The organism is Paenirhizobium selenitireducens ATCC BAA-1503, from assembly GCF_000518785.1.
GTDB classification, from domain to species: Bacteria; Pseudomonadota; Alphaproteobacteria; order Rhizobiales; family Rhizobiaceae; genus Allorhizobium; species Allorhizobium selenitireducens.
In genome coordinates, this window is sequence record NZ_KI912495.1 from 424,740 (window position 1) to 449,502 (window position 24,763).

The window sequence follows — 24,763 nt, forward strand, 5'->3', positions numbered from 1 at the left end:
TGGCCGAATGCCCTCGGGCGTCGGCCGACCTCTCATGAAGAGACGGAACGATAAATGGCGCAACCAACCGCAATCATCATACCGAAGGTCAGCCCGAACGGCCGCGATATCGGCTTTGCCATGGGCATCGTCGGCATCCTGTGCATCCTGTTCCTGCCCATTCCGCCGTTCCTGATCGACATGGGACTGGCATTCTCGATTGCCTTTTCCGTGCTGATCCTGATGGTGTCCCTGTGGATCCAGCGCCCGCTCGATTTCTCGTCCTTCCCGACCATCCTGCTGATCTCGACGATGATCCGCCTGGCGCTCAACATCGCCACGACGCGCGTCATCCTCTCGCACGGTCACGAGGGGCATGAGGCGGCGGGTGGCGTGATCGCCGGCTTCTCCAGCCTCGTCATGTCCGGCGACTTCGTGATCGGTCTGATCGTCTTCCTGATCCTGGTCACCGTGAACTTCATCGTCATCACCAAGGGTGCCACGCGTATCGCCGAGGTCGGCGCCCGCTTCACCCTCGATGCCATCCCAGGCAAGCAGATGTCGATCGACGCCGACCTGTCGGCCGGCATGATCGACGACAAGGAAGCGCAGTTTCGCCGCCGCGAGCTCGAGCAGGAAAGCTCCTTCTTCGGCGCCATGGACGGTGCCTCGAAGTTCGTGCGCGGCGATGCGATCGCCGGCCTGATCATCACCGCCATCAATATCTTCGGCGGCATCATCATCGGCTATTTCCGCCACGGCATGGAAATCGGCGAAGCGGCCGACGTTTTCGTCAAGCTGTCGGTCGGCGACGGTATCGTCTCGCAGATCCCGGCCCTCATCGTCTCGCTCGCCGCCGGCCTTCTGGTCTCGCGCGGCGGCAATCCGGGTTCGACCGACCAGGCCGTCGTCAACCAGCTGAGCGGCTATCCGCGCGCTCTGTCGGTTGCGGCTTCGCTGATGGTCCTGCTGTCCATCGTGCCGGGCCTGCCGATGGTGCCCTTTCTGGCGCTCGGCGGCATCATGGCCTTCGGCAGCTGGTTCATCCCGCGCCAGATCGAGGCGGAGAACAAGGTCAAGCGCGAGCAGGAGGAGAAGAAGGTCATCCAGACCAAGGAAGCCGAGAAGGATTCGGTCAAGTCCGTGCTCAAGACGGCCGAGATCGAACTGGCGCTTGGCAAGCTGGTTTCGACCCGACTGCTCGGCGCCCACCAGGAACTCGCCTTCCGCGTCGGCAAGATGCGCAAGAAGTTTGCCAGCCAGTACGGCTTCGTCGTGCCCGAGATCAAGGTTACCGACGACATCGCCATCCAGGAGAAATCCTACCAGATCCGCATTCACGGCACGACGGTCGCCTCCAACCAGCTGCGCGTCGGCGAAGTCCTGGTGGTCACCGGTTCCGGCCGCAAGCCCAAGGTGCCGGGCGACGAGATCCGCGAACCCGCCTTCGGCATGCCGGCGGTTTCGGTGCTCGAAACCTTCGCCGAGGACCTGAAGCGCGAGGGCTTCCATCCGATCGACAACGTCTCGGTCGTGCTCACCCATGTGAGCGAGGTCATCCGCAACAACCTGCCGCAGCTCCTCTCCTACAAGGACGTGAAGATCCTGATCGACCGGCTCGATCCGGAATACAAGAAGCTCGCCGACGAGATCTGCTCGTCGCACATGTCCTATTCCGGTCTGCAGGCGGTTCTGAAGCTGCTGCTCGCCGAACGCGTCTCGATCCGCAACCTGCATCTGATCCTCGAAGCGGTGGCCGAACTGGCCCCGCATGTGCGCAAGACCGAGCAGATTGTCGAGCATGTGCGCGTGCGCATGTCGCAGCAGCTCTGCGGCGACCTGACCGACAACGGCGTGCTGCGCGTGCTGCGTCTCGGCTCCAAGTGGGATCTCGTCTTCCACCAGGCACTGAAGCGCGATGCCAAGGGCGAAATCGTCGAGTTCGATATCGATCCGCGCAGCCTCGAGGAGTTCTCCGAGCAGGCCAGCAAGGTTATCCGTGAATTCATGGACCGCGGACTGCCTTTCGTGCTTGTCACCTCGCCGGAAACGCGCTCCTATGTCCGCATGATCATCGAGCGTCTGTTCGCTACCTTGCCGGTGCTGTCGCATGTCGAGCTGGCCAAGGGCATCGAGATAAAGATCCTGGGTTCCATTTCATGATAACCGACCCCGAGGGGACAGTTCTGGCCATGTTCGTGGCCTTCTGCCGGATCGGCGCCTGCTTCATGGTGCTCCCGGGTTTCTCCTCGGCCCGCATTCCCGTCATGGTCCGGCTGCTGATGGCGGCGGCTATTTCCATGGCCATCCTGCCGGTGCTTTGGGATACGATCTACCCCAAGGTGTCGGGCAGCGATTATGCCTATATCCATCTCATCGTCGGCGAAACGCTGATCGGCACGATGTATGGCCTGATCCCCCGGCTCTATGTGATCGGCTTGCAGTTCGCCGGCTCGGCGATTTCCATGTCGATCGGCTTCAACTCGCCGGGCGCCCCCGACGTGGTCGAGGACACACCGGAAAACCAACTGACCAACATGATCAGCTTCGGCGGCCTGCTGCTGCTGTTCATGCTGGATTTTCACCACATCGTGCTGCGGGCGCTGATCGATTCCTACGGGCTGATGCCGCTCGGCGGCTTTCCCGACATGCAGAAGATGCTGATCACGCTGACCGACACGCTCGGCGCCACCTTCCTGCTGATGCTGCGGCTCGCCAGCCCGTTCATCATCTTCGGCATGATGTTCAACTTCTCCATCGGTCTGATCAACAAGCTCGCGCCGCAGATCCCGATCTACTTCATCTCGACGCCCTACCTTCTGATGGGCGGTCTGTTTCTCGTGTATTTTTCCATTGCCGCGATCGTCCGGCAGTTCGCCGATAACTTTCCCCGGATCTTCCTCGGCTGAGGCGCGAGCGAACCCGAAGCCCAAGGAGCGCCCATGGGGCCGACGAAAAAGTCCGAAAAGCTGAAGCGGCTCGTCAACGTACAGCGCCATATGGAGCGCATGGCCGAGAGCGACCTCGCCGTGACCGCCAAGCGCCGCGAGGAGAATGCCGCCTCGATGGTCTCTGTCATGGCGGCGATCGGCTCGCTGGAACCGCTCCATCGCCTGTTCGCCCAGAACTACGCCGACCGCTTCGACCGGTTGTCCAATGCCGACAAGCAGCTCGCCAGCCTCCAGCACGGCCAGGAGGTCAAGATGTTGCGTGAGCGCGCCAAGGGTGATCGGCTCGAGGAGAACATGAAGGACGCCCGCGTGCACGAGGATCGCGAGGCTGACGACAACGCCATCTATGACCTCATCGACATGACGTTTGCCACGACAGCCTCCAGCAAGCTTCGCGAGTGATACTCGTCACCTATTCAAAGCACCGGGGACCAGAAACGTGGCAATATCACCTCCGAGCGATCTCGTGCTGGACGTCGTCCGCGCTGCGGATCCGATGGTACTGGCGGCAGCCCAGGAAAAACTGAAGACCAATCGTGCGGCCCTTGCCGCCACGAGCCTGGCCGAGAAGGGCGCCGGTTTCGGCGCCGCGGTCGAGGTGCTGAACAGCGCCGCCTTCGATGCCGGTCTCGGCAATGTGAAGAAGACCGCCGTGGATGAAACCCCCAAGGTTTACCGCGAATTCGAGGCAGTCGTTCTGCAGAACTTCGTCAAGTCGATGATGCCGGACGACAGTGAATCGGTCTACGGCAAGGGCAATGCCGGAGAGATCTGGAAGAGCATGATGGCCGAGCAGATCGGCGGGGTCATCTCCGAAAGCGGCGGCGTCGGCATCGCCGACCAGATGTATTCCGAAGAGCTCGCGCGTCATCGCGGCGGCAATGTCGCCAATGCCGCGACCGACGAAACGGATCGGCGCGTCGCGTTCAACATGGTGACCGACCTGGAACGCCGCACGCTCGGCGTCTCCGCCAATGACGCAACGACCGCATAACAACACTCATCCGGGGCAATAACCATGGAAATCATCAATAGCGATTATCGGATCAAGACGGTGCTCGGCCGCCTGGAGATGATCATCGACAACGAGAACCACCGCATCGGCAAGGACCCGGAATTCGACCTGAAGGTCTCCAACGCCCACAAGAGCCGTTGCCTCTACGAACTGACCATGCTGTTCCGCGACACCGACCCGCGCGAACTGGCGGTCGGCTATGTCGAGCAGATGCACGCCCTGAAGAAGAAGCTCGCGATCAATGCCCGCCGTGTCGAGGCGCATATGAACGCGGTGCGTGCCGTTGCCGATCTCCTGAAGAATGCCGTTCGCGAAGCCGATGGTGACGGCACCTATTCCCAGGAACAGTTCCAGTACAGCGAGGTCTGATGGTCAAGATCCTGGCCGCCGGATTGTGGGTCTGCCTCGTCACGCTCGGGGCGGTCTATTTTTCCGTGCATATGGCGACGGCTCCCGCCGAAGTCAGCGAAGAGGACGCCAAGAAGGCGAAGCTCGAACTCGTGCGCGGCGAGTCGATCACCATTCCGATGATCGCCGACGGCAGCGTGCGGGGCTATTTCCTCGGTCGCATCTCTTTCATGATGGACAAGGAAAAGATCAAGGGCGTCGAGCTGCCGTTGACCGAACTGATGACCGACGAGCTGTTCACCCTGCTCATCGGCAACAAGATGGTCGACATTTCGAACATGGCTTCGTTTGACGTCGCCGCCTTCCGCGAGAAGATCAAGACCGACATCAATGCCCATCTCGGCGAAGGCTTCGTCGAGGAGGTGCTCGTCGAACAGCTCGACTACATGTCCAAGGACGATGTGCGGGCGACCAGCGAGGGCACAGCCAAGCCTCCGGCCAAGCCGGTCAAGGTGATCGAGGGCGACAAGGTCGAGGAACCGGCGAAGTCGGGGCACTGACCGCGTCCGCTACCGGATCATTCAGACCAGAGAAGAGCAAGGCGGCGGCGTCGATCCGCCGCCTTTTCGTCTGTGGCACATCGCGCGAACACCGGCTTTCGGCGAGATGGTGTGTGGCGGGTAGCGCTCGACGCCATCATGGTTAGCAGATAGTAAATTTGCCCGCGACAAATCGAGCATTTTACTTAATCCGGATTTGATCTCCTGCTGCTACAAGGCCTCTATCAATCCTTGTATTGCGTGGTGTCATGCGGTTCCTAGTCTCGTTTCTCTCTCTCCCGGCGTTTCGCGGGGCTCTGCTGGCAGGCGTTGCCGGCCAGCACGAGCATGGCCGGTGCCCAGCTGAGCGTGACAGCCTGAAGACGGGCCGTTTTCGGAGGCGCTCATGAACCCCGCACCGAACCTCCCGCTACCGGAGCCGCGTATGCCTCTCTTTGGCATTCCGGTCTACGACCTCACCTGGGAAGGCGCGCTTTCCTATGTCAACGAGCTGGCCTCCCTGCCGCTCGGCCCGACCCATATGGCGTTCCTCAACGCCAACAACGCCAATCTGATGATGTCCGACCCGGACTATCGCAAGGCGCTCTCCCGCACCGTGCTCCTGCCTGACGGTATCGGCGTCGACCTTGCGTCGCGCCTGCTCAACGGCGAGCGTTTCGTCGCCAATCTCAACGGCACGGATTTCATTCCGGCCATGCTGAGCTATATGGACACGCCCCGGCGGATCGGCCTGATCGGCGGGCGACCGGAGGTCCTGGCAAGAGCCGCGGTGAATTTCCGCAGGCATGCGCCGTGGCACGAATTCATCGAGATTTCCGACGGCTTCTTCGACAAGAACAACTGTGCCGGCGTGCTGGACGACCTCAAGGCCGCGCGGATCGATATTCTGCTGGTCGCGCTCGGCACGCCGCTGCAGGAGATCTGGATCGACCGCAACATTCGTCCGGAGCACGCCCGTCTCGTGATCGGCGTCGGAGCGCTGTTCGACTTCGTCTCGGGCGAAGTCCCGCGTGCGCCGCTGTGGATGCGTCATATCCGCTGCGAATGGGTCTATCGGCTGTGGCTGGAGCCGAAGCGGCTCTGGTATCGCTACATCGTCGGCATTCCGGTGTTCCTCGGCCATGTGGCGCGTTTCAAGCTCTTCGGTCTGCCCCGCCACGCGGCAGGCGAAGATCCGCGTTCTCAAGGCCGTCGACGAACCGACAATCGTATCGAGCCGCGCAGCCGCCGTGCCGGAACGCGCCAGGAACCGACCAGCCGCCGCTATTCCTGAGGAACCGCGCTTCAAACCCGATGCCCCCTGGTCCTCGACCAAGGGAGGTCGTCAAGGGCGCTCTTTCTCCTTGCAAATCCCGCGCTTTTGACACCATACGGCGGAGAGAGGCAATTGCCGGCCCGGTGCGGCGGCTATGTTGCCGGAAAACGCGAGCGAGGGATGCGATCGTGACAACGGTGATTGATGGCAAGCAGACGGCCGCTTCGGTGGTCGAAGCGGTAACAACGGCAGCAGCAGCACTGGAGCGCGATGCGGGTCGCAGACCCGGCCTGGCGGTGGTGATCGTCGGCAATGATCCGGCCAGCCACGCCTATGTCAGTTCCAAGAGCCGGATGGCCAAGCAGTGCGGCTTCAAGTCGGTGCAGCACACGCTGCCCGAGGAGACCAGCCAGGAAACGCTGATGGCGCTGGTCGCCGAACTCAACGCCGATCCCGAGATCGACGGCGTGCTCGTCCAGCTGCCCCTGCCGAAGCACCTCGATTCCGAAGCGGTCATCCAGTCGATCCGGCCCGACAAGGACGTCGACGGCCTGCATGTGGTCAATGCCGGCAAGCTCGCCACCGGCGACGCCGAAACCGGCCTCGTCTCCTGCACCCCGGCGGGCGCCATGATCCTGGTGCGCCAGATCCGCGGCCGCGATCTCTCCGGCCTCAATGCGTTGGTGATCGGCCGCTCCAACCTGTTCGGCAAGCCGATGGCGCAGCTCCTGCTGGCCGCCAACGCCACCGTGACGATCGGCCATTCGAGAAGCCGCGATCTCCCGGCGCTCGCCCGCAATGCCGACATTCTCGTGGCGGCTGTCGGCCGCGCCGAAATGGTCAAGGCCGATTGGGTCAAGCCCGGCGCGACCGTCATCGATGTCGGCATCAATCGCGTGCCGGCCCCGGACAAGGGTGAGGGCAAGACCCGCCTCGTCGGCGACGTCGCCTTTGCCGAATGCGCTCCGGTTGCCGGCGCCATCAGCCCGGTCCCCGGCGGCGTCGGCCCCATGACCATCGCCATGCTAATGGCCAATACGGTGATCGCCGCCTATCGCGCCGAGGGCAAGCCCGCGCCGAAATTCTGAAGCACCCTGATCAGCCCGCGTGAGGGAAGGGGAGCCTACGCCTGGTTCGGCGCCGGCCCCGTCGAGGCGCGGATCACCAGGTCTGTGGTCCACAGCTCGTGCGCCGGCGGCTGCGGATCCGTCTGCTTGATCGCGGCAATCAGCCGCTGGGCGATGCGGATGCCGGCGGCGCGCAGCGACGACCGGGTGGTCGTCAGCGGAATGGTGAAGTTCTCGGGCTTGAGCAGCGGCAACACGTCGTCATGGGCGATCAGCGATATGTCCTCGCCGAGCTTCAATCCCGCCCTGTTGATCGCCCGGACCGCGCCGAGCGCCAAAACCGTCGAGGCGCAGAGCACCGCCGTCGGCCGCTCCGGCCTCTCCAGCAGTTCCGACATGCCGCGAAATCCGGCTTCGTCGGTCATCGCCGTATGGCGCATCGCCGCGGGATCGAGCGTAATCCCCTTTTCCTTCAGTGCCTCCACGGTGCCGATCCTGCGGCGGATGGCGAAGTCGAACTCGCCGGGACCGTTGAGCAGGGCAAACCGCCGGTGGCCCAGTTGCAGCAACAGCCGCGCCGCATCGCGAAACGCACCTTCGTTGTCGACGTCGAGGAACGGATAATCGTCCGCCAGGCCATGCGACCGGCCATGGACGATGAACGGCACCGGCAGGGTCTTCGCCATGGCGATCCGCGGGTCGTTCGCCCGCATGTAGGCAAGATAGTAGCCGTCGACGCTGCCGCTCGCCACCAGCCAGCGGATGGCCTGCTCCTCGTCATGCGGCTGGGCCGGCATGATCACCAGATGAAAATCGTGCCGGAGGGATTCCTCGGCAAGCCCGCGCTGGAATTCGGCGAAGTGCAGGTCGGAACTGTCGTTCGGCTCGATCGGCATGACGAGGCCGATGGAGCCGGCCTTGCCGGTCGCCAGGCGCTGTGCCGCGCGGTTCGGCCGGTAGCCGGTTTCCTTGGCAGCCTTCAGCACGCGCTGGCGCGTCTCTTCGCTCACCTCCGGATAGCCGTTGATCGCCCGGCTGATCGTCGTCTGGGACAGGCCCAACAATTGCGCCAGTTGCTTTAGGTTCACCGCGCATTCCTCCCCTGCCGCTCCGGTCACCCGGCACGAATGCCGCCTTCGATGGCGTTCAAAGCGCTTGGACCTGTTGTCTAGCAGCAGAGCGCAGGCGCATACAAACAGGAAATTGGTCGAATGAATTGCACATGCCGTTTTCTTCGCCGCATTGTTGCAAGCATTTGCGGCAGATCCGGAATTATGCTTGACTCCCTTTCCCAGTCGATGTGAAGACTTGTATTGCCAAAGCGCTTTGAAAGACTGACTTTCAATGTACGAGACGGGGTTTGCCCGTCCAGATGTGATGGGAGGTAAATCACATGAAAAATATGTTCCTGATGACGGTCGCCGCAGTGGCGCTTCTTGCCGGATCCGCCGCCGGCGCCGCCGAATTTAAGTTCAAGCCGGGCGAGGATGCCAAGTTCAACTGGGCGAGCCTTGAGGAATTCAAGAAGGCCCATGGCGGCATGAGCGGCCAGTCGGTCACCATTTTCGGGCCGTGGCGCGGCGAAGACCAGGCGCTGTTCGAAAGCATCCTTGCCTACTTCGAAGATGCGACCGGTATCGACGTCAAATATTCTTCCTCCGAGAACTACGAACAGCAGATCGTCATCGACACGCAGGCCGGCAGCCCGCCGGACATTGCCATCCTGCCGCAGCCGGGCCTGATCGCCGACCTCGCCTCCAAGGGTCATCTCGTGCCGCTCGGCGACGACGTGAAGAACTGGCTGCTGGAAAACTATTCCGCCGGCCAGTCCTGGGTCGATCTCGCGACCTACAAGGGCAAGGACGGCACGCCGGCCGTCTACGGTTTCCCCTACAAGATCGACGTGAAGTCACTGGTCTGGTACGTGCCCGAAAACTTCGAGGACGCCGGCTACGAAGTGCCGAAGACCATGGAAGAGCTGAAGGCGCTCACCGAGAAGATCGCCGCCGACGGCGGCACGCCCTGGTGCATCGGCCTCGGTTCGGGCGGTGCGACCGGCTGGCCGGCCACCGACTGGGTGGAAGACCTGATGCTGCGCACTCAAGCCGCCGACGTCTATGACAAGTGGGTATCGAACGAGATCAAGTTCGACGATCCGGCCGTTCTCGGCGCGATCGACGAATTCGGCTGGTTCGCCAAGAACGACAAGTTCGTCGACGGCGGCGTCGCCGCGGTTTCCTCGACCGACTTCCGCGACAGCCCGAAGGGCCTCTTCGCTTCGCCGCCGAAGTGCTATCTGCATCACCAGGCTTCGTTCATCCCGTCCTTCTTCCCCGAAGGCACCGTGGTCGGTGAGGATGCGGACTTCTTCTACATGCCGCCCTACGAGTCCAAGAAGGATCTCGGCAATCCGGTGCTCGGCGCCGGCACGCTGGCCATCCTCACCAAGGACACCCCGGCGGCCCGCGTCTTCTTCGACTTCCTGAAGACCCCGATCGCCCATGAGTTGTGGATGGCGCAGTCGAGCTTCCTCACGCCTTACAAGGGCGCCAACAAGGAAGCCTATGCGAATGCGCCGATGGCCAAGCAGGGCGAGATCCTGCTCAACGCCACCACCTTCCGCTTCGACGGTTCCGACCTGATGCCCGGCAAGATCGGCGCCGGCGCCTTCTGGACCGGCATGGTGGACTACACCGGCGGCAAGTCGTCCGCCGACGTCGCAGCCGGCGTCCAGAAGGTCTGGGACTCGCTCAAGTAAGCGAGCGCAAGACAATGCCTTCGCCGGGCTCGATCGCCCGGCGAAGGGCAGACAGGCGCGGGAGCGTCCGCCGCTGAAAGAGGCCGTGTCCATCGGCCCGGGGGAGGGAACATTGGAACAACTGCTCTATGCCCTAGTGACCATCGTGATCGGCGTCGCCGGAGCGGTCGGCTATTTCTACGGCTCGAACATCCTGCTCGACTGGATATTCCCGTCGCGTATCGCCGATGCGGCTCAGGCCTCGCGCAACATCCATCGCGCCAACAGCATCCGCCCGTGGCTGTTTCTCGGGCCGGCACTGGTGTCGCTGACGATCTACCTCGTCTATCCCTTCTTCTCCTCGGTCGCCTATTCGCTCTACGACCGGAACGGCACCACGTTCGTCGGCCTTGCCAACTACCGCTGGATGTTCTTCGACGGCGAGTTCCGCCAGTCGATCTACAACAACATGCTGTGGCTGATCGTCGTGCCGGCCGCTTCCACCCTGTTCGGGCTGATCATCGCGGCGCTCACCGACCGCATCTGGTGGGGCAATATCGCCAAGTCGCTGATCTTCATGCCGATGGCGATCTCCTTCGTCGGCGCCTCGGTCATCTGGAAGTTCGTCTATGACTACCGCGACATCGGCGCGGAGCAGATCGGCATCCTCAACGCCATCGTCGTGGCGCTGGGCGGCGAGCCGCAGATCTGGATCACCCTGCCGTTCTGGAACAATTTCTTCCTCATGGTCATCCTCATCTGGATCCAGACCGGCTTTGCCATGGTGCTTTTGTCCGCGGCTCTGCGCGGCATTCCGGAAGAGACCATCGAGGCCGCCGTCATCGACGGTGCCAATCCCTGGCAGATCTTCATGAAGATCAAGGTGCCGCAGATCTGGGGCACGATCGCGGTGGTCTGGACCACCATCACCATTCTCGTCCTCAAGGTGTTCGACATCGTGCTCGCCATGACCAACGGCCAGTGGCAGACGCAGGTGCTGGCCAACCTGATGTTCGACTGGATGTTCCGCGGCGGCGGCGATTTCGGGCGCGGCGCCTCGATCGCCGTGGTCATCATGATCATGGTCGTGCCGATCATGATCTGGAACATCCGCAACGCCCGCCGGGAAATGGAAGGACGCTGACATGCACAAGGGCAGTATCCGCTCTCCGCTCACCTGGGCGGTTCATCTCTCCGTCCTCTTCCTCGTCGTTCTGTGGACGCTGCCGACCGCCGGCCTGTTCATCTCGGCGCTGCGCGACAAGAACCAGATCGTCGCCTCCGGTTGGTGGACGGGCCTGTCCACTTCGACGCAGAACGCCATGTACCGCGCCCCCGGCGCCGACAAGCAGGTCGAGGAAAACGGCACCTACGTCATTTCCGGCAATGTCTTCGAAGGCGGCAAGGGCGTCGTCATGGCCTTCGGATCGTCCAGCCAGGATCCGGCGGCCTATGAAGCCGGCGCCACCGCTGAACTCAAGGACGGCGAAAAGCTCAGCGTCGCTGAGAACGGTGATTTCCGCATCTCGTCGCCGAAGGCCTTCGAAGGCAGCCGCGGCCAGCGCATCTTCTACACCGCCGGCATCCCGCCGCGCTTCACGCTGGAAAACTACCGCACCGTGCTGACCGCCGAGGGCATCGGCAAATCCTTCCTCAATTCGCTGACGGTCGCCGTACCCTCGACCATCATCCCGATCCTGGTCGCCGCCTTTGCGGCTTACGCGCTCGCCTGGATGAAGTTCCCCGGCCGGGCGATCATCCTTGCGGTCATCGTCGGCCTGCTGGTCGTGCCGCTGCAGATGTCGCTGATCCCGCTTCTGCGCATGTACAATAGCGTCGGCGCTTTCTTCGGCGTGCCGTCGAAGACCTATCTCGGCATCTGGCTCGCCCATATGGGCTTCGGCCTGCCGCTCGCGATCTATCTCCTGCGCAACTACATCGCCGGCCTGCCGCGCGAGATCATGGAATCGGCCCGCGTCGACGGCGCCTCCGACTTCACCATCTTCATGAAGATCGTGCTGCCGCTGTCCTATCCGGCGCTCGCCTCCTTCGCCATCTTCCAGTTCCTGTGGACCTGGAACGACCTGCTGGTGGCCATGGTCTTCCTCGGCACCGGCGACAACGAACTCGTGCTGACCGGACGCCTGGTCAACCTGCTCGGCTCGCGCGGCGGCAAGTGGGAAATCCTCACCGCCTCCGCCTTCATCACCATCATCGTTCCGCTTCTCGTCTTCTTCACCCTGCAACGCTACCTCGTCCGCGGCCTGCTCGCGGGTTCGGTCAAGGGCGGTTGAGACGGCACGTATTTTACTGATCGCATCGACAAGGACTGACCATGACTGCAACGACCCAATCGATCCTCTCCGCCGACAAGGACTGGTGGCGTGGTGCGGTGATCTACCAGATCTACCCGCGCTCCTATCAGGACTCCAACGGCGACGGCATCGGTGACCTCAAGGGCATCACCGCCCGCCTGCCGCATATCGCGGCGCTTGGCGCCGACGCCATCTGGATCTCGCCGTTCTTCACCTCGCCGATGAAGGATTTCGGTTACGACGTGTCGAACTATGTCGACGTCGACCCGATGTTCGGCAGCATAGCCGATTTCGACGGCATGATCGCCGAAGCGCATCGCCTCGGTATCCGGGTGATGATCGACCTGGTGATCTCCCACACCTCGGACCAGCATCCCTGGTTCGTCGAGAGCCGGTCGAGCCGCATCAATGAACGGTCCGACTGGTATGTCTGGTCCGATCCGAAGCCGGACGGCACGCCGCCGAACAACTGGCTGTCGATCTTCGGCGGGTCCGCATGGCATTGGGACCCGACCCGCATGCAGTATTACATGCACAACTTCCTGACCTCGCAGCCCGACCTCAACATGCACAATCCGCAGGTCCAGGATGCCGTGCTCGATGCCACGCGTTTCTGGCTGCAGCGCGGCGTCGACGGCTTCCGCCTCGACACCATCAACTTCTATTTCCACGACAAGGAACTGCGCGACAACCCGGCGCTGGCGCCGGAGCGCCGCAATGCCTCGACCGCGCCGGCGGTCAATCCCTACAATTTCCAGGAACACATCTACGACAAGAACCGCCCGGAAAACCTGGCCTTCCTCAGGCGCTTCCGCGCTTTGCTCGACGAGTTCCCGGCGATTGCCGCGGTCGGCGAGGTGGGTGACAGCCAGCGCGGTCTCGAAATTGTCGGGGAATACACCTCCGGCAACGACAAGATGCAGATGTGCTACGCCTTTGAATTCCTCGCGCCCGATCCGCTGACGCCCGCCCGCGTCGCCGAGGTGCAGAAGGCCTTTGCCGAAGCTGCGCCCGAGGGCTGGGCCTGCTGGGCCTTTTCCAACCACGACGTGGTGCGCCATGTCAGCCGCTGGGGCGCCGATGTCGTCGACCGTGATGCCTTCGCCAAGATGCTGAGCGCCGTCCTCATGACCCAGCGCGGCTCGGTCTGCATCTATCAGGGCGAGGAACTGGGGCTGACCGAAGCCGACATCGCCTTCGAGGATCTGCAGGACCCCTATGGCATCCAGTTCTGGCCCGAATTCAAGGGCCGCGACGGCTGCCGCACGCCGATGGTCTGGGACAGCAAGACGGCCCAAGCCGGCTTTTCGACGGCACAGAAGACATGGCTGCCGATCCCGGTCGAGCATGTGCTGAAGGCGGTCGACACGCAGCAGGGCGACGAGACGAGCGTGCTCGAGCACTATCGCCGTTTCCTCGCCTTCCGCCGACAGCATCCGGCCTTCGCCAAGGGCGGCATCGTCTTCCATCCGGTTGAGGGCAATGTGCTGTCCTATACCCGCACGCTCGGCAACGAGACGCTGCTGTGCCTGTTCAACATGAGCGCCGAACCGGCGCATGCCGTCCTGCCGGATGGCCAGTGGAATACGCTCGAAGGCCATGGCTTTGCGAGTGAGACAAAGAACGACGGGGTGGAACTGCCGGCCTGGGGCGCTCATTTCGCGCGCCACGCCTGATTGGGAGGAATGAGATGACGGGCCTGGTTCTCAAGGATATCCGCAAGACCTACGGGCAGGTGAAGGTCCTGCACGGCATCGACCTGACGATCGAGGTGGGCGAGTTCATCGTCTTCGTCGGTCCGTCCGGCTGCGGCAAGTCCACGCTGCTGCGCATGATCGCCGGGCTCGAGGACATCACCTCGGGCGAGATGATCATCGACGGCCAGGTGGTCAACAACGTGCCGCCCTCGAAGCGCGGCATCGCCATGGTGTTCCAGTCCTATGCGCTCTATCCGCATATGACGGTCTACGACAACATGGCGTTCGGCATGCGCATTGCCGGCGAGAGCAAGGACGAGATCGACCGGCGCGTCAGGAACGCCGCCGACATCCTGCAGCTCACGCCCTATCTCGACCGTCTGCCCAAGGCGCTGTCCGGCGGACAGCGGCAGCGCGTGGCGATCGGCCGCGCCATCTGCCGCGACCCCAAGGTCTTCCTGTTCGACGAGCCGCTTTCCAACCTCGACGCGGCGCTGCGCGTGGCAACCCGCATCGAGATCGCCAAGCTCAACGAGAGCATGCCCGACACGACGATGATCTATGTCACCCACGACCAGGTCGAGGCCATGACGCTCGCCGACCGCATCGTCGTGCTTTCGGCCGGCAAGATCGAGCAGGTCGGCCCGCCGCTCGAACTCTACGAGCGCCCGGCCAATCTCTTCGTCGCCCGCTTCATCGGCTCGCCGGCGATGAACATCATGCCGACCACCATTGCTGCGGCCGGAAATCCGACCACGCTGACGCTCAAGGACGGAACGACCGTGCGCGTCGACATCGAGACGCCGGCCGGCGATGTCGGCAAGGCGGCAAGCTTCGGCGTGCGCCCCGAGGACCTGTCGATCGCCACCGGCGACGACTTCCTGTTCGAGGGCACGGTCACCATCGTCGAGGCGCTCGGCGAAGTGACGCTGCTCTATGTCGAGGGACCCGTCGAGGACGAGCCGATCGTCGTCAAGCTTCCCGGCATCGTCGATGTGAAGAAAGGCGAAAAGCTGCGCTTCTCCGCCGATCGAACCAAGCTGCATCTGTTCGATGCGACCGGTCACACCTACAGGAAATGACCAGTGGGAATTAAGGTCCTATTTGCCTTGCTGGCAAGCAGGACCCCAAGATGGGGGGCTTGCCACCCCCGGTAAATACCATCTGTTAAATTCCCTGCTGCTAGTCTCTGCGCATAACAACTGGAAAACAGGGGCTGGGACATCAATGAGACAGGCGGTGGGTGGCAACCATTATCTGAAACGGGAAGAATCCTTCATGTACGACCGCGAAGCGCGGTTTCCCATGGAGGATACGATGAATGCGGCGCGCATCGAATATACCGAGAAGGGCGTCATGCACATGGCGGCTCGCCGGTGCGATCTGATCAGGATCTCGATGAGCGGCGCGATCATTGGTCTGCTGACCCAGTACAATCTGCCGCAGCAATTCTATCTCGATCTTCCCGATGCACGCATCACCAAGGTTGGCTGCCTGCTGATGAAGACCTTTGCCAACAATACCGCCGAGGTCCGTTTCCTGCGTCTGCTGACGAAGAAGGAACTGGACCGGATCTTCGTCTTCTCGACGCATCCGGCCCATCGCGACCGCGTGCTGGACGTCCGTTCCTGGTAAGCGGGGTCCGGCGACCCATACGACCCATACGACCCATACGACCCACACTCTGTGATGGCATCCAAGGCCGGTGACGCTCGCGCTTCACCGGCCTTTCGATTTTCTGACTCGACTTTGGCTTCGAACAGCGAAATTGTCGCGGTCCTCGAAAGACCAAGGGAGAGCGCTATGTCGGAACAGAGAGTTGCCATCATCACCGCCGGTGGAAGCGGCATGGGAGCCGCTGCGGCAAAACGTCTCGCCGCAGACGGTTTCAAGGTCGCCATCCTGTCGTCTTCCGGCAAGGGCGAAGCGCTGGCAGCGGAACTCGGCGGCTTCGGCATGACCGGTTCGAACCAGTCGAACGATGACCTGAAGCGGCTGGTCGACGGGACGATGGAGCGCTTCGGCCGCATCGACGTGCTGGTCAACAGCGCCGGCCACGGTCCGCGCGCGCAGATCCTCGAGATCACCGACGAGGACTGGCACAAGGGCTTCGACACCTATCTGCTGAACGTCATCCGCCCGACGCGGCTCGTCACGCCGCTCATGCAGGCCCGCAAATCCGGGGTTATCATCAATATTTCGACCGCCTGGGCCTTCGAGCCGAGCGCCATGTTCCCGACCTCGGCCGTGGCCCGGGCCGGCCTTGCCGCCTTCACCAAGATCTTCGCCGACACCTATGCGGCCGACAATGTCCGGATGAACAATGTTCTGCCCGGCTGGATCGACAGTCTGCCGGGCACCGAGGAACGCCGCGAAAGCGTGCCCATGCAGCGTTACGGCAAGAGCGAAGAGATTGCCGCGACGGTCGCTTTCCTTGCCTCCGATGGCGCCGGTTACATTACCGGCCAGAACATCCGCGTCGATGGTGGCCTTACGCGCGCCGTTTAGTTGTCAGTTTTTGCCTTTTTCTTGCCATTTCTGTCAGCGATAAAAGAATCAACGCGGCGTAAACCTCTTGGTTACCAAGATTCTTCATTGTTTAGGACATCCGGATTTGCGGAGGTCCAGAGTGAAGCCTCCTTGCTGACCGGATGCGTAGGGCCGCGGCGATGAAACCCGCCCGGCCGCAAGGCCTCTGGTAGCGAGTGATAGTATGGCGTTCTCGACCGAGACAGTCACCAAGGACAAACCGTCCGCTGGTCCCCAATCCCGAACCGGGAAAGGCCGCAAGGCCTCGAAGAGCCCCGTCGCCATTGGCGTCGGTCTGGCTGCCATCCTCTGGGTGACGGCGGGGATCGCGACGATCCATTCCCTGAGATCCGAACCGACGCTTGAAGCACCGTCGCTGGCGCTGATCGAGCGACCGGCCGACGTCGGCAAGGCGTTGAAGCGGACCGACCGAAACACGCCCCTGCGGCAAGCGGAGGTGACGCGGCTTCGCATCGCCGAAGCCGTTGCCGCCACCGAGGAGATCGGTCTGCTGATGCTGCCCGCCTCCATGGCGCTGGCAAGCGTCGAAAAGTCCGACCGCATGCTGGAGCGGCGCGAGCGCGCCTCGAGCGATCCGAAGGCGCGCGACATGCTGCGCCTGGCGCTGGCCGACGCGGTCGCCGAGCGCAATGCCAAGGCGATTGCCGGGCTTGGACCGGAAGACAAGAATCATATCGTCGGAACCGGTGCGGCAATCCAGACCGCTTCGATCGACCCTGCAGCCCTGGCACCTGCCGCAAAGCTCTCGGCCGGCGACGCCGGTCTCTCCTCCGGTCCTGCGGCCCTTGCCTATGCCGCGCCCCTGCCGGCCAAGGACGTCGTGCAACTCGGCCCGGACCCGCGCGAGGAACCCTTCGTCGAGCTCCTGTCGGAGCCGGCGGGAGAAGACCACAGCGCCGTGCCGGATGACGTGCCCCTGCCGTCGGCCCGCCCCAAGGCCCCGGCGAACATCGAACAGCCGGACAGCCGCGCCAACGACAAGGCAAAAGCCAAGGCAAAGGCGCTGCCGTCCAACATGCTGGCCTATGCCAGGCCGGAAAACCCGCTGGCCAGCGACAGCGACGAGGAGAAGCCTTCGTTCTTCGGCCGCAAGCCCAAGCTGCCGGGCCGCGGCGTCGCCGTTTACGACATCTCCGCCGGCATCGTGCATATGCCGAACGGCGAAAAGCTTGAGGCCCATTCCGGCCGCGCCCACATGCGCGACAATCCCAAGTTCGTCCATGTCAAGAACCGCGGCCCGACCCCGCCGAACGTCTACAATCTGCGCATGCGCGAAAGCCGTTTCCACGGTATCGAGGCGATCCGCATGACGCCGGTCGGCGACAGCAAGATGTACGGGCGCGACGGCTTCCTGACCCACACCTACCTGCTGCGCAAACGCGGCGACAGCTCCGGCTGCGTGGTGTTCCAGGACTACAACAAGTTCCTCAACGCCTTCAAACGCGGCAATGTGAAGACGCTGATCGTCGTGCCGCGCATGGCGGAACTGCCGAAATACGTCGCGATGATGTGACGCTCCAAACGGCCCCGAAAGGGGCCGTTTTTGCATTCGCCCCCTGACAGTGTTCAACCCCATGACGTTCAACCCCATGCCCGGCCCCTGTTGCGCCGGTCATAGCGCGGCAATCTCGGCTGCGGTCTTGCCTCGAGCGCGCGGGCGATCGCCTCCAGGACCTGCTGGCATCGTTGATGGGTATCATCATCGGCATTGGCGACGCAGAGGGGAAGGCAGGCAACGGCCTTGCCCGAGAGCCCGACGGCCTTCTGGGCCTCCACGGCGCGGCGTTGGCGCTCGCTCGGCACCATGGGTCCGGAGCAGCCGAGATCCCGGCGGCACTTGCGGATCGGGCAGAAAATGAAGCCCATCGTCTTTTCGGCCGCAAGCCGCCATTTGCGCTCGTGCCAATCCATGCGCCGCTTCTCATAGGCATTGATGTCGATTCCGTCATTCTCCACCATCGTCTCCTTTCGGCGCGCAGGCGTCATCCTTCACGCGGGCGTTTCCACCCCGTGGTTTGGCTTCATTCCTGTGCCCTCCCTTTTGGAGAGGGGTAGTCGGCCGGGACACGATCGCGTGCCGCGACTAAGTTAAATTACATGACACCCGATCGTGTCCCGTTCGGTGTCTTTTGCCGGGCAAACGCGGTCTCTCTGCGCGGATGACGGCACCTTTTCCAGGGTTGCGCTCGCGGGTGCTTGTTATTTTTATCCCCGCCGCGCCACGAAAGCCGGGGGAGACCCCCGTCAGTCGCCGGTCCAATCATGTGTGCCCCACAGGCACGCCCCGCCCTGTTTCAGGCGAGAGGGAGACCCTTCATGCCCGGCCCCGGGAAAGCGGTCCGCGTCTCGACCGCGCCCCCCGGGCACCGGTCCCGCCTCGCCGGCAACGCAAACCGGTGTAACCGATGGCGGGACGGGGGGCAGTATCGGGCATGGCGCGGGGGGCGGGGATGAAATCGGCAGTGCAGGTTTGAATTTGCAGGCGAAACGGGCTGGATCTTCCCCGGATTTGCTGTGGTCGCACGCGGTCACCCCCCTCTGTCGGCTACGCCGACATCTCCCCCACAAGGGGGGAGATCGCCCGCCGGCCGGATTGCCGGCCTGACGGAGGGTTGGGGGGCTGACCGGCATGGGTGGGCTGACCGACGATTGGTGGGCGCCGGAGGATATGTGCGGTCGCACGCGGCCACCCCCCTCTGTCGGCTACGCCGACATCTCCCCCTCAAGGGGGGAGATCGCCCGCCGGCCGCATTGCCGGCCTGACGGAGGGTTGGTGGGCTGACCGGCGATGGGTGGGCGCTGGAGAATATGTGCGGTGGCCGGGCATTCGGGTGGTTGGTGGCCGGGCTTTTGATGGTTGGCAGTGGACAGGACGGTGCCGCGCGCCGATCTCCCCCCTTGAGGGGGAGATGCCCGGCAGGGCAGAGGGGGGTATGGCCGGATGCTTCGAGGCTTCGCCTTTGGCGAAGCACCTCAGCATGAGGGGGGCATAGCGGAAGCCCTCACCCTGAGGTGGGAGCGCAAGCGACCCTCGAAGGGCGAGGGCGGATGGGAATGCCTTCACCATGGGAGCAAGACAAGAGCCGCCGATCCAGACGGTGCCGGCCCCGGCCGAAGGGCAGGGGTCGCCGGACTATTTTCGGCCCCCCGTCGACGGGCGGTGGGGCGACGTGCTCTAGATGGCCGACCATTCAGGAGGACCGCATGAAAGACCCCGTCATCGCCGCTATCGTTTCCGTATCCCTTCTGCTGTCGGTCTCGACTGCGAGCGCCCAGACCGCCGGCGATCCGGTCGAAAGCTATTGCGCCACGCTCAGCGAAAGCGATCATTTCGCCTCCGACGGCTACCCGCTGAAGGACGCCGCCGCCATCATCCGCCAGGACCGGGCCAATTTCCATGCTTTCGGCATCCGCGACGACAGTGACGAGAACGACTCGACCTTCAGTTCGAAGAGCAATCGCGCCCGCCTTGAGCAGATGCTGAAGAACGGCAGCATGGACCGCAGCACCCGCAACGCCATCGTCAACGGCACGCCGGACGTCTGCATCGATGTCTATGACGACTATATCGACGTGACGCTGCTGTAGGGCCGGGTTCGGCGTCGCTTGGGGTGATGGGGCCTTGGGCGGATGGAGGGCGGGTAGGATTGCCGGGCCGCCCCCCTCTTGCCGGGCCGCCTTGCCCCGTCTTGCCCGCCGCGACCTCTTGCGGCCACCCCGCTCTGTCGGTCGGCCGCCCCCTTCTTGCCGGCCATCCACCTCTTGCCGGCCGCGCCTTGCCGCCACCCCCCTCTGTCGGCTACGCCGACATCTCCCCCTCAAGGGGGGAGATGGGCCGTTGGCCGCGTTGCCGGCCTGACCGCAGCTGTTGGGCACTGGGGGAGAAGCCGGGCTGGGTTTGCAGCCGATGAAGTCAGTTGGGACGGTGCCACGGGCCGATCTCCCCCCTTGAGGGGGAGATGCCCGGCAGGGCAGAGGGGGGCGAGCCACCAGCTCTGCAGGTTGGTTTGTCCCTGCCGCGCGCACCCAAGGGAACAGCTTGTGGCCGGGTGCTAGGGGGGGCCATCGGGGCCTGCCCGGCACCGGGAATCTTGGCCTGAGGGTTCGTGGCCCGATACACGACCGTTGCTGCCTCAGGCGGCGCGCGGCGCCTGGCTTGGCGGATGACCGGTGACGCGTTTGAAGGCGCGGCTGAAGGCGGCGTGGGAGCTGTAGCCGAGCCGGTGGGCGGCGGTGTCGATCGGCATGCCTTCCTTGGAAATCCATTGGGCCGCCAGCCGCATGCGCATCTCCGTCAGATAGCGCAGCGGCGGCACGCCCGTGACCGCGAGAAAGCGTTCGGCGAAGACCGAACGCGAGGCGCCCATCAGCTTGGCCAGTTCGGCGAGCGTCCAGTCCCGACCGGGATCGCGGTGGAGGGCGACGAGCACGCGCCCGAGGCGCGGATCGCGCAGGGCGGCGATCCAGCCGGTCGCATCGCCGCAGCCGCATTCCACCCATGCCCGGACGATCGAGGCGGCAACGACGTCGGCAAGGCGCGCCAGGATGCCGGCATAGCCGGCGCGACCCTGATTGACCTCGCGGGCCATCGCCTCCAGCATCGGCAGGATTTCCGGATAGCGCGTCAGGATGGTATCGACCCGCATGACCTCGGGCATCAGCGCGACCAGCGGATGCATGCTGCCGAGGTCGAAATCCATGCAGGCGGAAAAGATCAGCACGCGCTCTTCCTCGCGGCACACCTTTTCGTCGCAATCCATGATCCCGCTCACCTGGGTGCAGAGCGGCTCCCTGGGCAGCGTGGCGAGATCGGCGCAGAGCTGAGGCGCCTCGGCCGACGAGCCGATCAGATGGCGGCCGCCGCGCGGCAGGAGCGCGGCATCGCCGGCCTTCATCTGATGCAGTTCGCCGCTCGGCGCGCGAAGCGTGATCGTTCCGCGCGCGAGGAACAGAAATTTCGCCCGGCTGTCGCCCTCGCCGAAAGCATAGGCGAAGGGCGGCGAAAGCTCGACGCGGCGGTAGTCGACCCCCACGAGCCGCATGCCGAGCAGCAGCTCGCTGACGAGGTCGGGACCGAAGGAGCCGGTTGGGAGTGAAGTGTCGGACGGTCGATCAAGCATGACGGATTTTCTGACATAGAAAGTCCGACGAGTCCAGCCTAGCTTCTCGCCGTGCCATTCCTCCCATCGAAAGGACATGACGATGACACCCTCCACCAAGAACCACGATCCCGCCACCGGCGGGGCAGGGACCCCGGCCTGGGCGGCCGTCGCCTCCATGACGATCGGCGTCTTCAGCCTGGTGACCGCCGAATTCCTGCCGGCCAGCCTGCTGACGCCCATCGCCTCCGATCTGTCCATCAGCGAAGGCGCGGCCGGCCAGGCGGTGACGACCACCGCGCTGTTCGGCTTCGCCACCAGTCTGCTGATTACCGCGGCTGCGCGCGGCACCGACCGGCGCAACCTTCTGATGTTCTTTTCCGCGCTGCTGGTCGCCTCCAACCTGCTGGTCGCCTTTGCGCCGGGCCTTCCGCTCCTGCTCTTCGGCCGCGTGCTTCTCGGCGTGGCGCTCGGCGGTTTCTGGGCCCTGTCCACCGCCGTCACCATGCGGCTGGTGCCCGCAGTGCTGGTGCCGAAGGCGCTCGCCATCCTGATGAGCGGCGTCTCGGTCGCAACCGTGCTCGCGGCGCCCGTGGGAAGCTATCTCGGCGATCTCCTCGGCTGGCGCGACGTCTTCCTGCTCGCCGCGGCGCTGGGTCTGCTCGCCCTGGCGGCGCAATGGCTGAGCCTTCCCTCCATGAAGCCGACGGGCGCGACGCGGCTGCGGACCCTGCTCGACGTGCTGGTGCGTCCGGGCATCGGTCCCGGCATGCTGGCGGTGCTGCTGGTCTTCGGCGGGCACTTCGTCTTCTTCACCTATCTGCGCGCCTATCTCGAGAGCGGCAGCGGCTTTTCCATCGAATCGATTTCGATGATCCTGCTCGGCTTCGGGGCGGCGAACTTTCTCGGGACGCTGCTGGCCGGACGCCTGGTGCAGAAGAAGCTGTGGCTGACGCTGGTGCTGGCGCCGCTCGCCATGGGCTCGGTCGCCGCCGCCATGGTCCTGGAGGGCGCCAATCCCGTCGCCGATGTGGTGGCTGTGGTTCTCTGGGGCCTGTTCTTCGGCGGCGTGCCGGTCGCCTGGTCGAGCTGGATCGCCCACACCGTGCCGGATGAGACCGAGAGCGCCGGGGGGCTCTTCGTCGCCTCGATCAATATCGCCATCGCGCTCGGCGCGGGTCTCGGCGGCGTGGTCTTCGACTTTACCGGCGGAACCGCAACGATTGCCGCGAGCGGCACCGTGCTGGCGCTCGCCGTATTGAGCATCATGCTGGGCGTGAGGCTGCGTGCGCCGGCCGCGGTGGCGGTCTCGGCTACTCTGTGAATTGATGGGCGGCGGGATCTCTTCCGCCGCCCAACATCGTCGGTTTGATCAGTAAAGTACGCTCGCGCCCTGGTCGGCCGGGCCGGCAATGCGGCGCAGCGGCGCGAAGAGTTCGCGGCCCATGCCGAATTCGTTGGCCGAGAGATCGGCGACGATCGCCGGGCGGGCGGCGAATTCGGCGGCGTCGACCAGCACTTCCAGCGTGCCGGCAATGGCGTCGAGGCGGATCATGTCGCCGTCCTGGATGCGGGCAATGGCGCCGCCGTCGACGGCTTCGGGCGTCAGGTGGATCGCCGCGGGGATCTTGCCGGACGCGCCGGACATGCGGCCATCGGTGACGAGCGCCACCTTGAAGCCGCGGTCCTGCAACACGCCGAGCGGCGGGGTCAGGCGGTGAAGCTCCGGCATGCCGTTCGACTTCGGGCCCTGGAAGCGCACGACGGCAACGAAATCGCGGTCGAGCTTGCCGGCCTTGAAGGCGTCCTGCAGCGCCTGCTGGTCGTCAAAGACGATGGCCGGGGCCTCGACGACGTGGCGTTCCGGCTTGACGGCGGAGATCTTGATCACCGACTTGCCGAGATTGCCGGTCAGCATCTTCAGCCCGCCGTTGGACTGGAACGGCGCCTCGATGCGGGCGAGCACCTTGGGATCGGCGCTCTCCTCCGGCGATGGCTGGCGGATCACGTTGCCGTCGGGACCGAGCCTGGGGTCGATCGTGTAGGCGGCAAGACCCTGGCCGTAGACGGTGCGCACGTCGTCATGCAGGAAGCCGACCTTCAGCAACTGCTTGATGAGGAAACCCATGCCGCCCGCGGCGTGGAAATGGTTCACGTCGGCAAGCCCGTTCGGATAGACGCGGGCGATCAGCGGCACGATGTCGGAGAGGTCGGAAATGTCCTGCCAGCTGAGCTGGATGCCGGCGGCGCGCGCCATGGCGATCAGGTGCAGCGTGTGATTGGTCGAGCCGCCGGTGGCATGCAGGCCGACCACGCCGTTGACGATCGAACGTTCGTCGATCATCTCGCCGGCGGGGGTGAATTCATTGCCCTGGGCGGTGATGGCGAGCGCCCGCTTCGTCGCTTCCTTGGTCAGCGCGTCGCGCAGCGGCGTGTTCGGGTTGATGAAGGAGGCGCCGGGCATATGGAAGCCCATGATCTCCATCAGCATCTGGTTGGAATTGGCGGTGCCGTAGAAGGTGCAGGTGCCGGGGCCGTGATAGGACTTGGACTCGGCTTCGAGCAGTTCGGCGCGGCCGACCTTGCCCTCGGCATAGAGCTGGCGGATGCGCGACTTCTCGTCGTTCGGCAGCCCGGTGGTCATCGGACCGGCGGGAATGAAGACCGACGGCAGGTGGCCGAAGGTGAGCGCGGCGATGACGAGGCCGGGCACGATCTTGTCGCACACGCCAAGGAAGACGGCCGCGTCGAACATGTTGTGCGACAGGCCGATGGCGGCCGACATGGCGATCACGTCGCGCGAGAACAGCGACAGCTCCATGCCCGGCTGGCCCTGGGTCACGCCGTCGCACATGGCGGGAACCCCGCCCGCCACCTGCGCTACGCCGCCAGCTTCGGCCGCGGCCGCGCGGATCAGCGCCGGATAGGTCTCGAACGGCTGGTGGGCCGAGAGCATGTCGTTGTAGGAGGTGATGATGCCGAGATTGGGGACGACGTCGCCGGACAGCGTCGCCTTGTCCCCGACGGAACAGGCGGCAAAGCCATGGGCGAGGTTGCCGCAGGACAGGGTCGAGCGGTGCACGCCCTTGGAGATCTGTCCGCGCACGCGATCGAGATAGACTTCGCGCGTCGGCCTGGAACGCTCGACGATGCGGCGGGTGATGGCTTCGATACGGCTGTCTGCGGACAT

Annotated in this window: 22 protein-coding genes; 18 read left to right on the top strand and 4 right to left on the bottom strand. The window is 64.1% G+C overall.

The features are described from left to right. The first annotated feature begins 54 nt into the window (after positions 1-54). From flhA to folD, 8 genes are all read left to right on the top strand, one after another. A complete protein-coding gene (gene flhA / locus L867_RS0123125) occupies positions 55-2,142 on the top strand; it encodes a flagellar biosynthesis protein FlhA (RefSeq protein WP_028739034.1) in 2,088 nt (695 codons plus the stop codon). After that, entirely contained in the window at positions 2,139-2,888 is a 750-nt protein-coding gene (gene fliR / locus L867_RS0123130) for a flagellar biosynthetic protein FliR (RefSeq protein ID WP_028739035.1), read from the top strand. The genes flhA and fliR overlap by 4 nt, the downstream gene beginning before the upstream one ends. A 33-nt stretch (positions 2,889-2,921) precedes the next feature. Beyond that, positions 2,922-3,332 (top strand): hypothetical protein, encoded by a 411-nt coding sequence (locus L867_RS0123135; RefSeq protein ID WP_028739036.1) that lies wholly within the window; start codon positions 2,922-2,924, stop codon positions 3,330-3,332. A gap of 37 nt (positions 3,333-3,369) precedes the next feature. Then, on the top strand, positions 3,370-3,924 hold the full coding sequence (locus L867_RS0123140) for a rod-binding protein (protein ID WP_028739037.1): 555 nt from the start codon (positions 3,370-3,372) through the stop codon (positions 3,922-3,924). A gap of 24 nt (positions 3,925-3,948) precedes the next feature. Beyond that, positions 3,949-4,314 (top strand): hypothetical protein, encoded by a 366-nt coding sequence (locus L867_RS0123145; protein WP_028739038.1) that lies wholly within the window; start codon positions 3,949-3,951, stop codon positions 4,312-4,314. Next, positions 4,314-4,853, top strand: a complete 540-nt coding sequence (locus L867_RS0123150) for a flagellar basal body-associated FliL family protein (protein WP_028739039.1) — start codon at positions 4,314-4,316, stop codon at positions 4,851-4,853. Before L867_RS0123145 ends, L867_RS0123150 begins: the two co-directional genes overlap by 1 nt. Before the next feature lie 385 nt (positions 4,854-5,238). Next, positions 5,239-6,126, top strand: coding sequence for a WecB/TagA/CpsF family glycosyltransferase (locus tag L867_RS26230; RefSeq protein ID WP_084638700.1), 888 nt, complete (start codon positions 5,239-5,241; stop codon positions 6,124-6,126). Between the two features lie 170 nt (positions 6,127-6,296). Then, positions 6,297-7,196 (top strand): bifunctional methylenetetrahydrofolate dehydrogenase/methenyltetrahydrofolate cyclohydrolase FolD, encoded by a 900-nt coding sequence (gene folD / locus L867_RS0123160; RefSeq protein ID WP_028739040.1) that lies wholly within the window; start codon positions 6,297-6,299, stop codon positions 7,194-7,196. A gap of 35 nt (positions 7,197-7,231) precedes the next feature. On the opposite strand, the gene L867_RS0123165 is transcribed toward folD, so the two are convergent. Further along, on the bottom strand, positions 7,232-8,263 hold the full coding sequence (locus L867_RS0123165; RefSeq protein WP_028739041.1) for a LacI family DNA-binding transcriptional regulator: 1,032 nt from the start codon (positions 8,261-8,263) through the stop codon (positions 7,232-7,234). A 305-nt stretch (positions 8,264-8,568) separates the two neighbouring features. Between L867_RS0123165 and L867_RS0123170 the strand changes: the two genes are divergently transcribed. The 8 genes from L867_RS0123170 to L867_RS0123205 all read left to right on the top strand — a co-directional run bounded on the left by L867_RS0123170 (position 8,569) and on the right by L867_RS0123205 (position 17,987). Further along, positions 8,569-9,933: an ABC transporter substrate-binding protein gene (locus L867_RS0123170; RefSeq protein WP_028739042.1), complete on the top strand. Its 1,365-nt coding sequence runs from the start codon at positions 8,569-8,571 to the stop codon at positions 9,931-9,933. Positions 9,934-10,045: 112 nt separating this feature from the next. After that, entirely contained in the window at positions 10,046-11,056 is a 1,011-nt protein-coding gene (locus L867_RS0123175; RefSeq protein ID WP_028739043.1) for a carbohydrate ABC transporter permease, read from the top strand. Between the two features lies 1 nt (position 11,057). After that, on the top strand, positions 11,058-12,206 hold the full coding sequence (locus L867_RS0123180) for a carbohydrate ABC transporter permease (RefSeq protein WP_028739044.1): 1,149 nt from the start codon (positions 11,058-11,060) through the stop codon (positions 12,204-12,206). Between the two features lie 41 nt (positions 12,207-12,247). Continuing rightward, positions 12,248-13,903 carry a beta-galactosidase BglA gene (bglA, locus tag L867_RS0123185; RefSeq protein WP_028739045.1) on the top strand — a complete coding sequence of 552 codons (1,656 nt, stop codon included), beginning with the start codon at positions 12,248-12,250 and terminating at the stop codon, positions 13,901-13,903. 14 nt (positions 13,904-13,917) lie between these two features. Beyond that, a complete protein-coding gene (locus L867_RS0123190; RefSeq protein WP_028739046.1) occupies positions 13,918-15,006 on the top strand; it encodes an ABC transporter ATP-binding protein in 1,089 nt (362 codons plus the stop codon). Between the two features lie 196 nt (positions 15,007-15,202). After that, positions 15,203-15,559, top strand: a complete 357-nt coding sequence (locus L867_RS0123195; protein WP_037174367.1) for a hypothetical protein — start codon at positions 15,203-15,205, stop codon at positions 15,557-15,559. Between the two features lie 168 nt (positions 15,560-15,727). After that, the gene (locus L867_RS0123200; RefSeq protein WP_028739048.1) at positions 15,728-16,432 is read left to right on the top strand and encodes an SDR family oxidoreductase; all 705 of its coding nucleotides are present in this window, start codon (positions 15,728-15,730) and stop codon (positions 16,430-16,432) included. A gap of 205 nt (positions 16,433-16,637) precedes the next feature. Beyond that, complete coding sequence (locus L867_RS0123205; protein WP_028739049.1) at positions 16,638-17,987, top strand: DUF2778 domain-containing protein; 1,350 nt, start codon at positions 16,638-16,640, stop codon at positions 17,985-17,987. 68 nt (positions 17,988-18,055) lie between these two features. Here the strand turns inward: L867_RS0123205 and L867_RS0123210 are convergent, their stop codons facing one another. Next, positions 18,056-18,430, bottom strand: coding sequence for a hypothetical protein (locus L867_RS0123210; RefSeq protein ID WP_146086608.1), 375 nt, complete (start codon positions 18,428-18,430; stop codon positions 18,056-18,058). Between the two features lie 1,248 nt (positions 18,431-19,678). On the opposite strand from L867_RS0123210, the gene L867_RS0123215 reads away from it, so the two are divergent. Next, positions 19,679-20,062, top strand: a complete 384-nt coding sequence (locus L867_RS0123215) for a hypothetical protein (protein WP_028739051.1) — start codon at positions 19,679-19,681, stop codon at positions 20,060-20,062. A gap of 545 nt (positions 20,063-20,607) precedes the next feature. Here L867_RS0123215 and L867_RS0123220 read toward each other — a convergent pair. Further along, a complete protein-coding gene (locus tag L867_RS0123220; protein WP_028739052.1) occupies positions 20,608-21,594 on the bottom strand; it encodes an AraC family transcriptional regulator in 987 nt (328 codons plus the stop codon). An 82-nt stretch (positions 21,595-21,676) separates the two neighbouring features. Here L867_RS0123220 and L867_RS26235 point away from each other — a divergent pair, with 82 nt between their 5' ends. After that, on the top strand, positions 21,677-22,897 hold the full coding sequence (locus L867_RS26235) for an MFS transporter (RefSeq protein ID WP_051439191.1): 1,221 nt from the start codon (positions 21,677-21,679) through the stop codon (positions 22,895-22,897). Between the two features lie 48 nt (positions 22,898-22,945). Here the strand turns inward: L867_RS26235 and edd are convergent, their stop codons facing one another. After that, the gene (gene edd, locus L867_RS0123230; RefSeq protein ID WP_028739053.1) at positions 22,946-24,763 is read right to left on the bottom strand and encodes a phosphogluconate dehydratase; all 1,818 of its coding nucleotides are present in this window, start codon (positions 24,761-24,763) and stop codon (positions 22,946-22,948) included.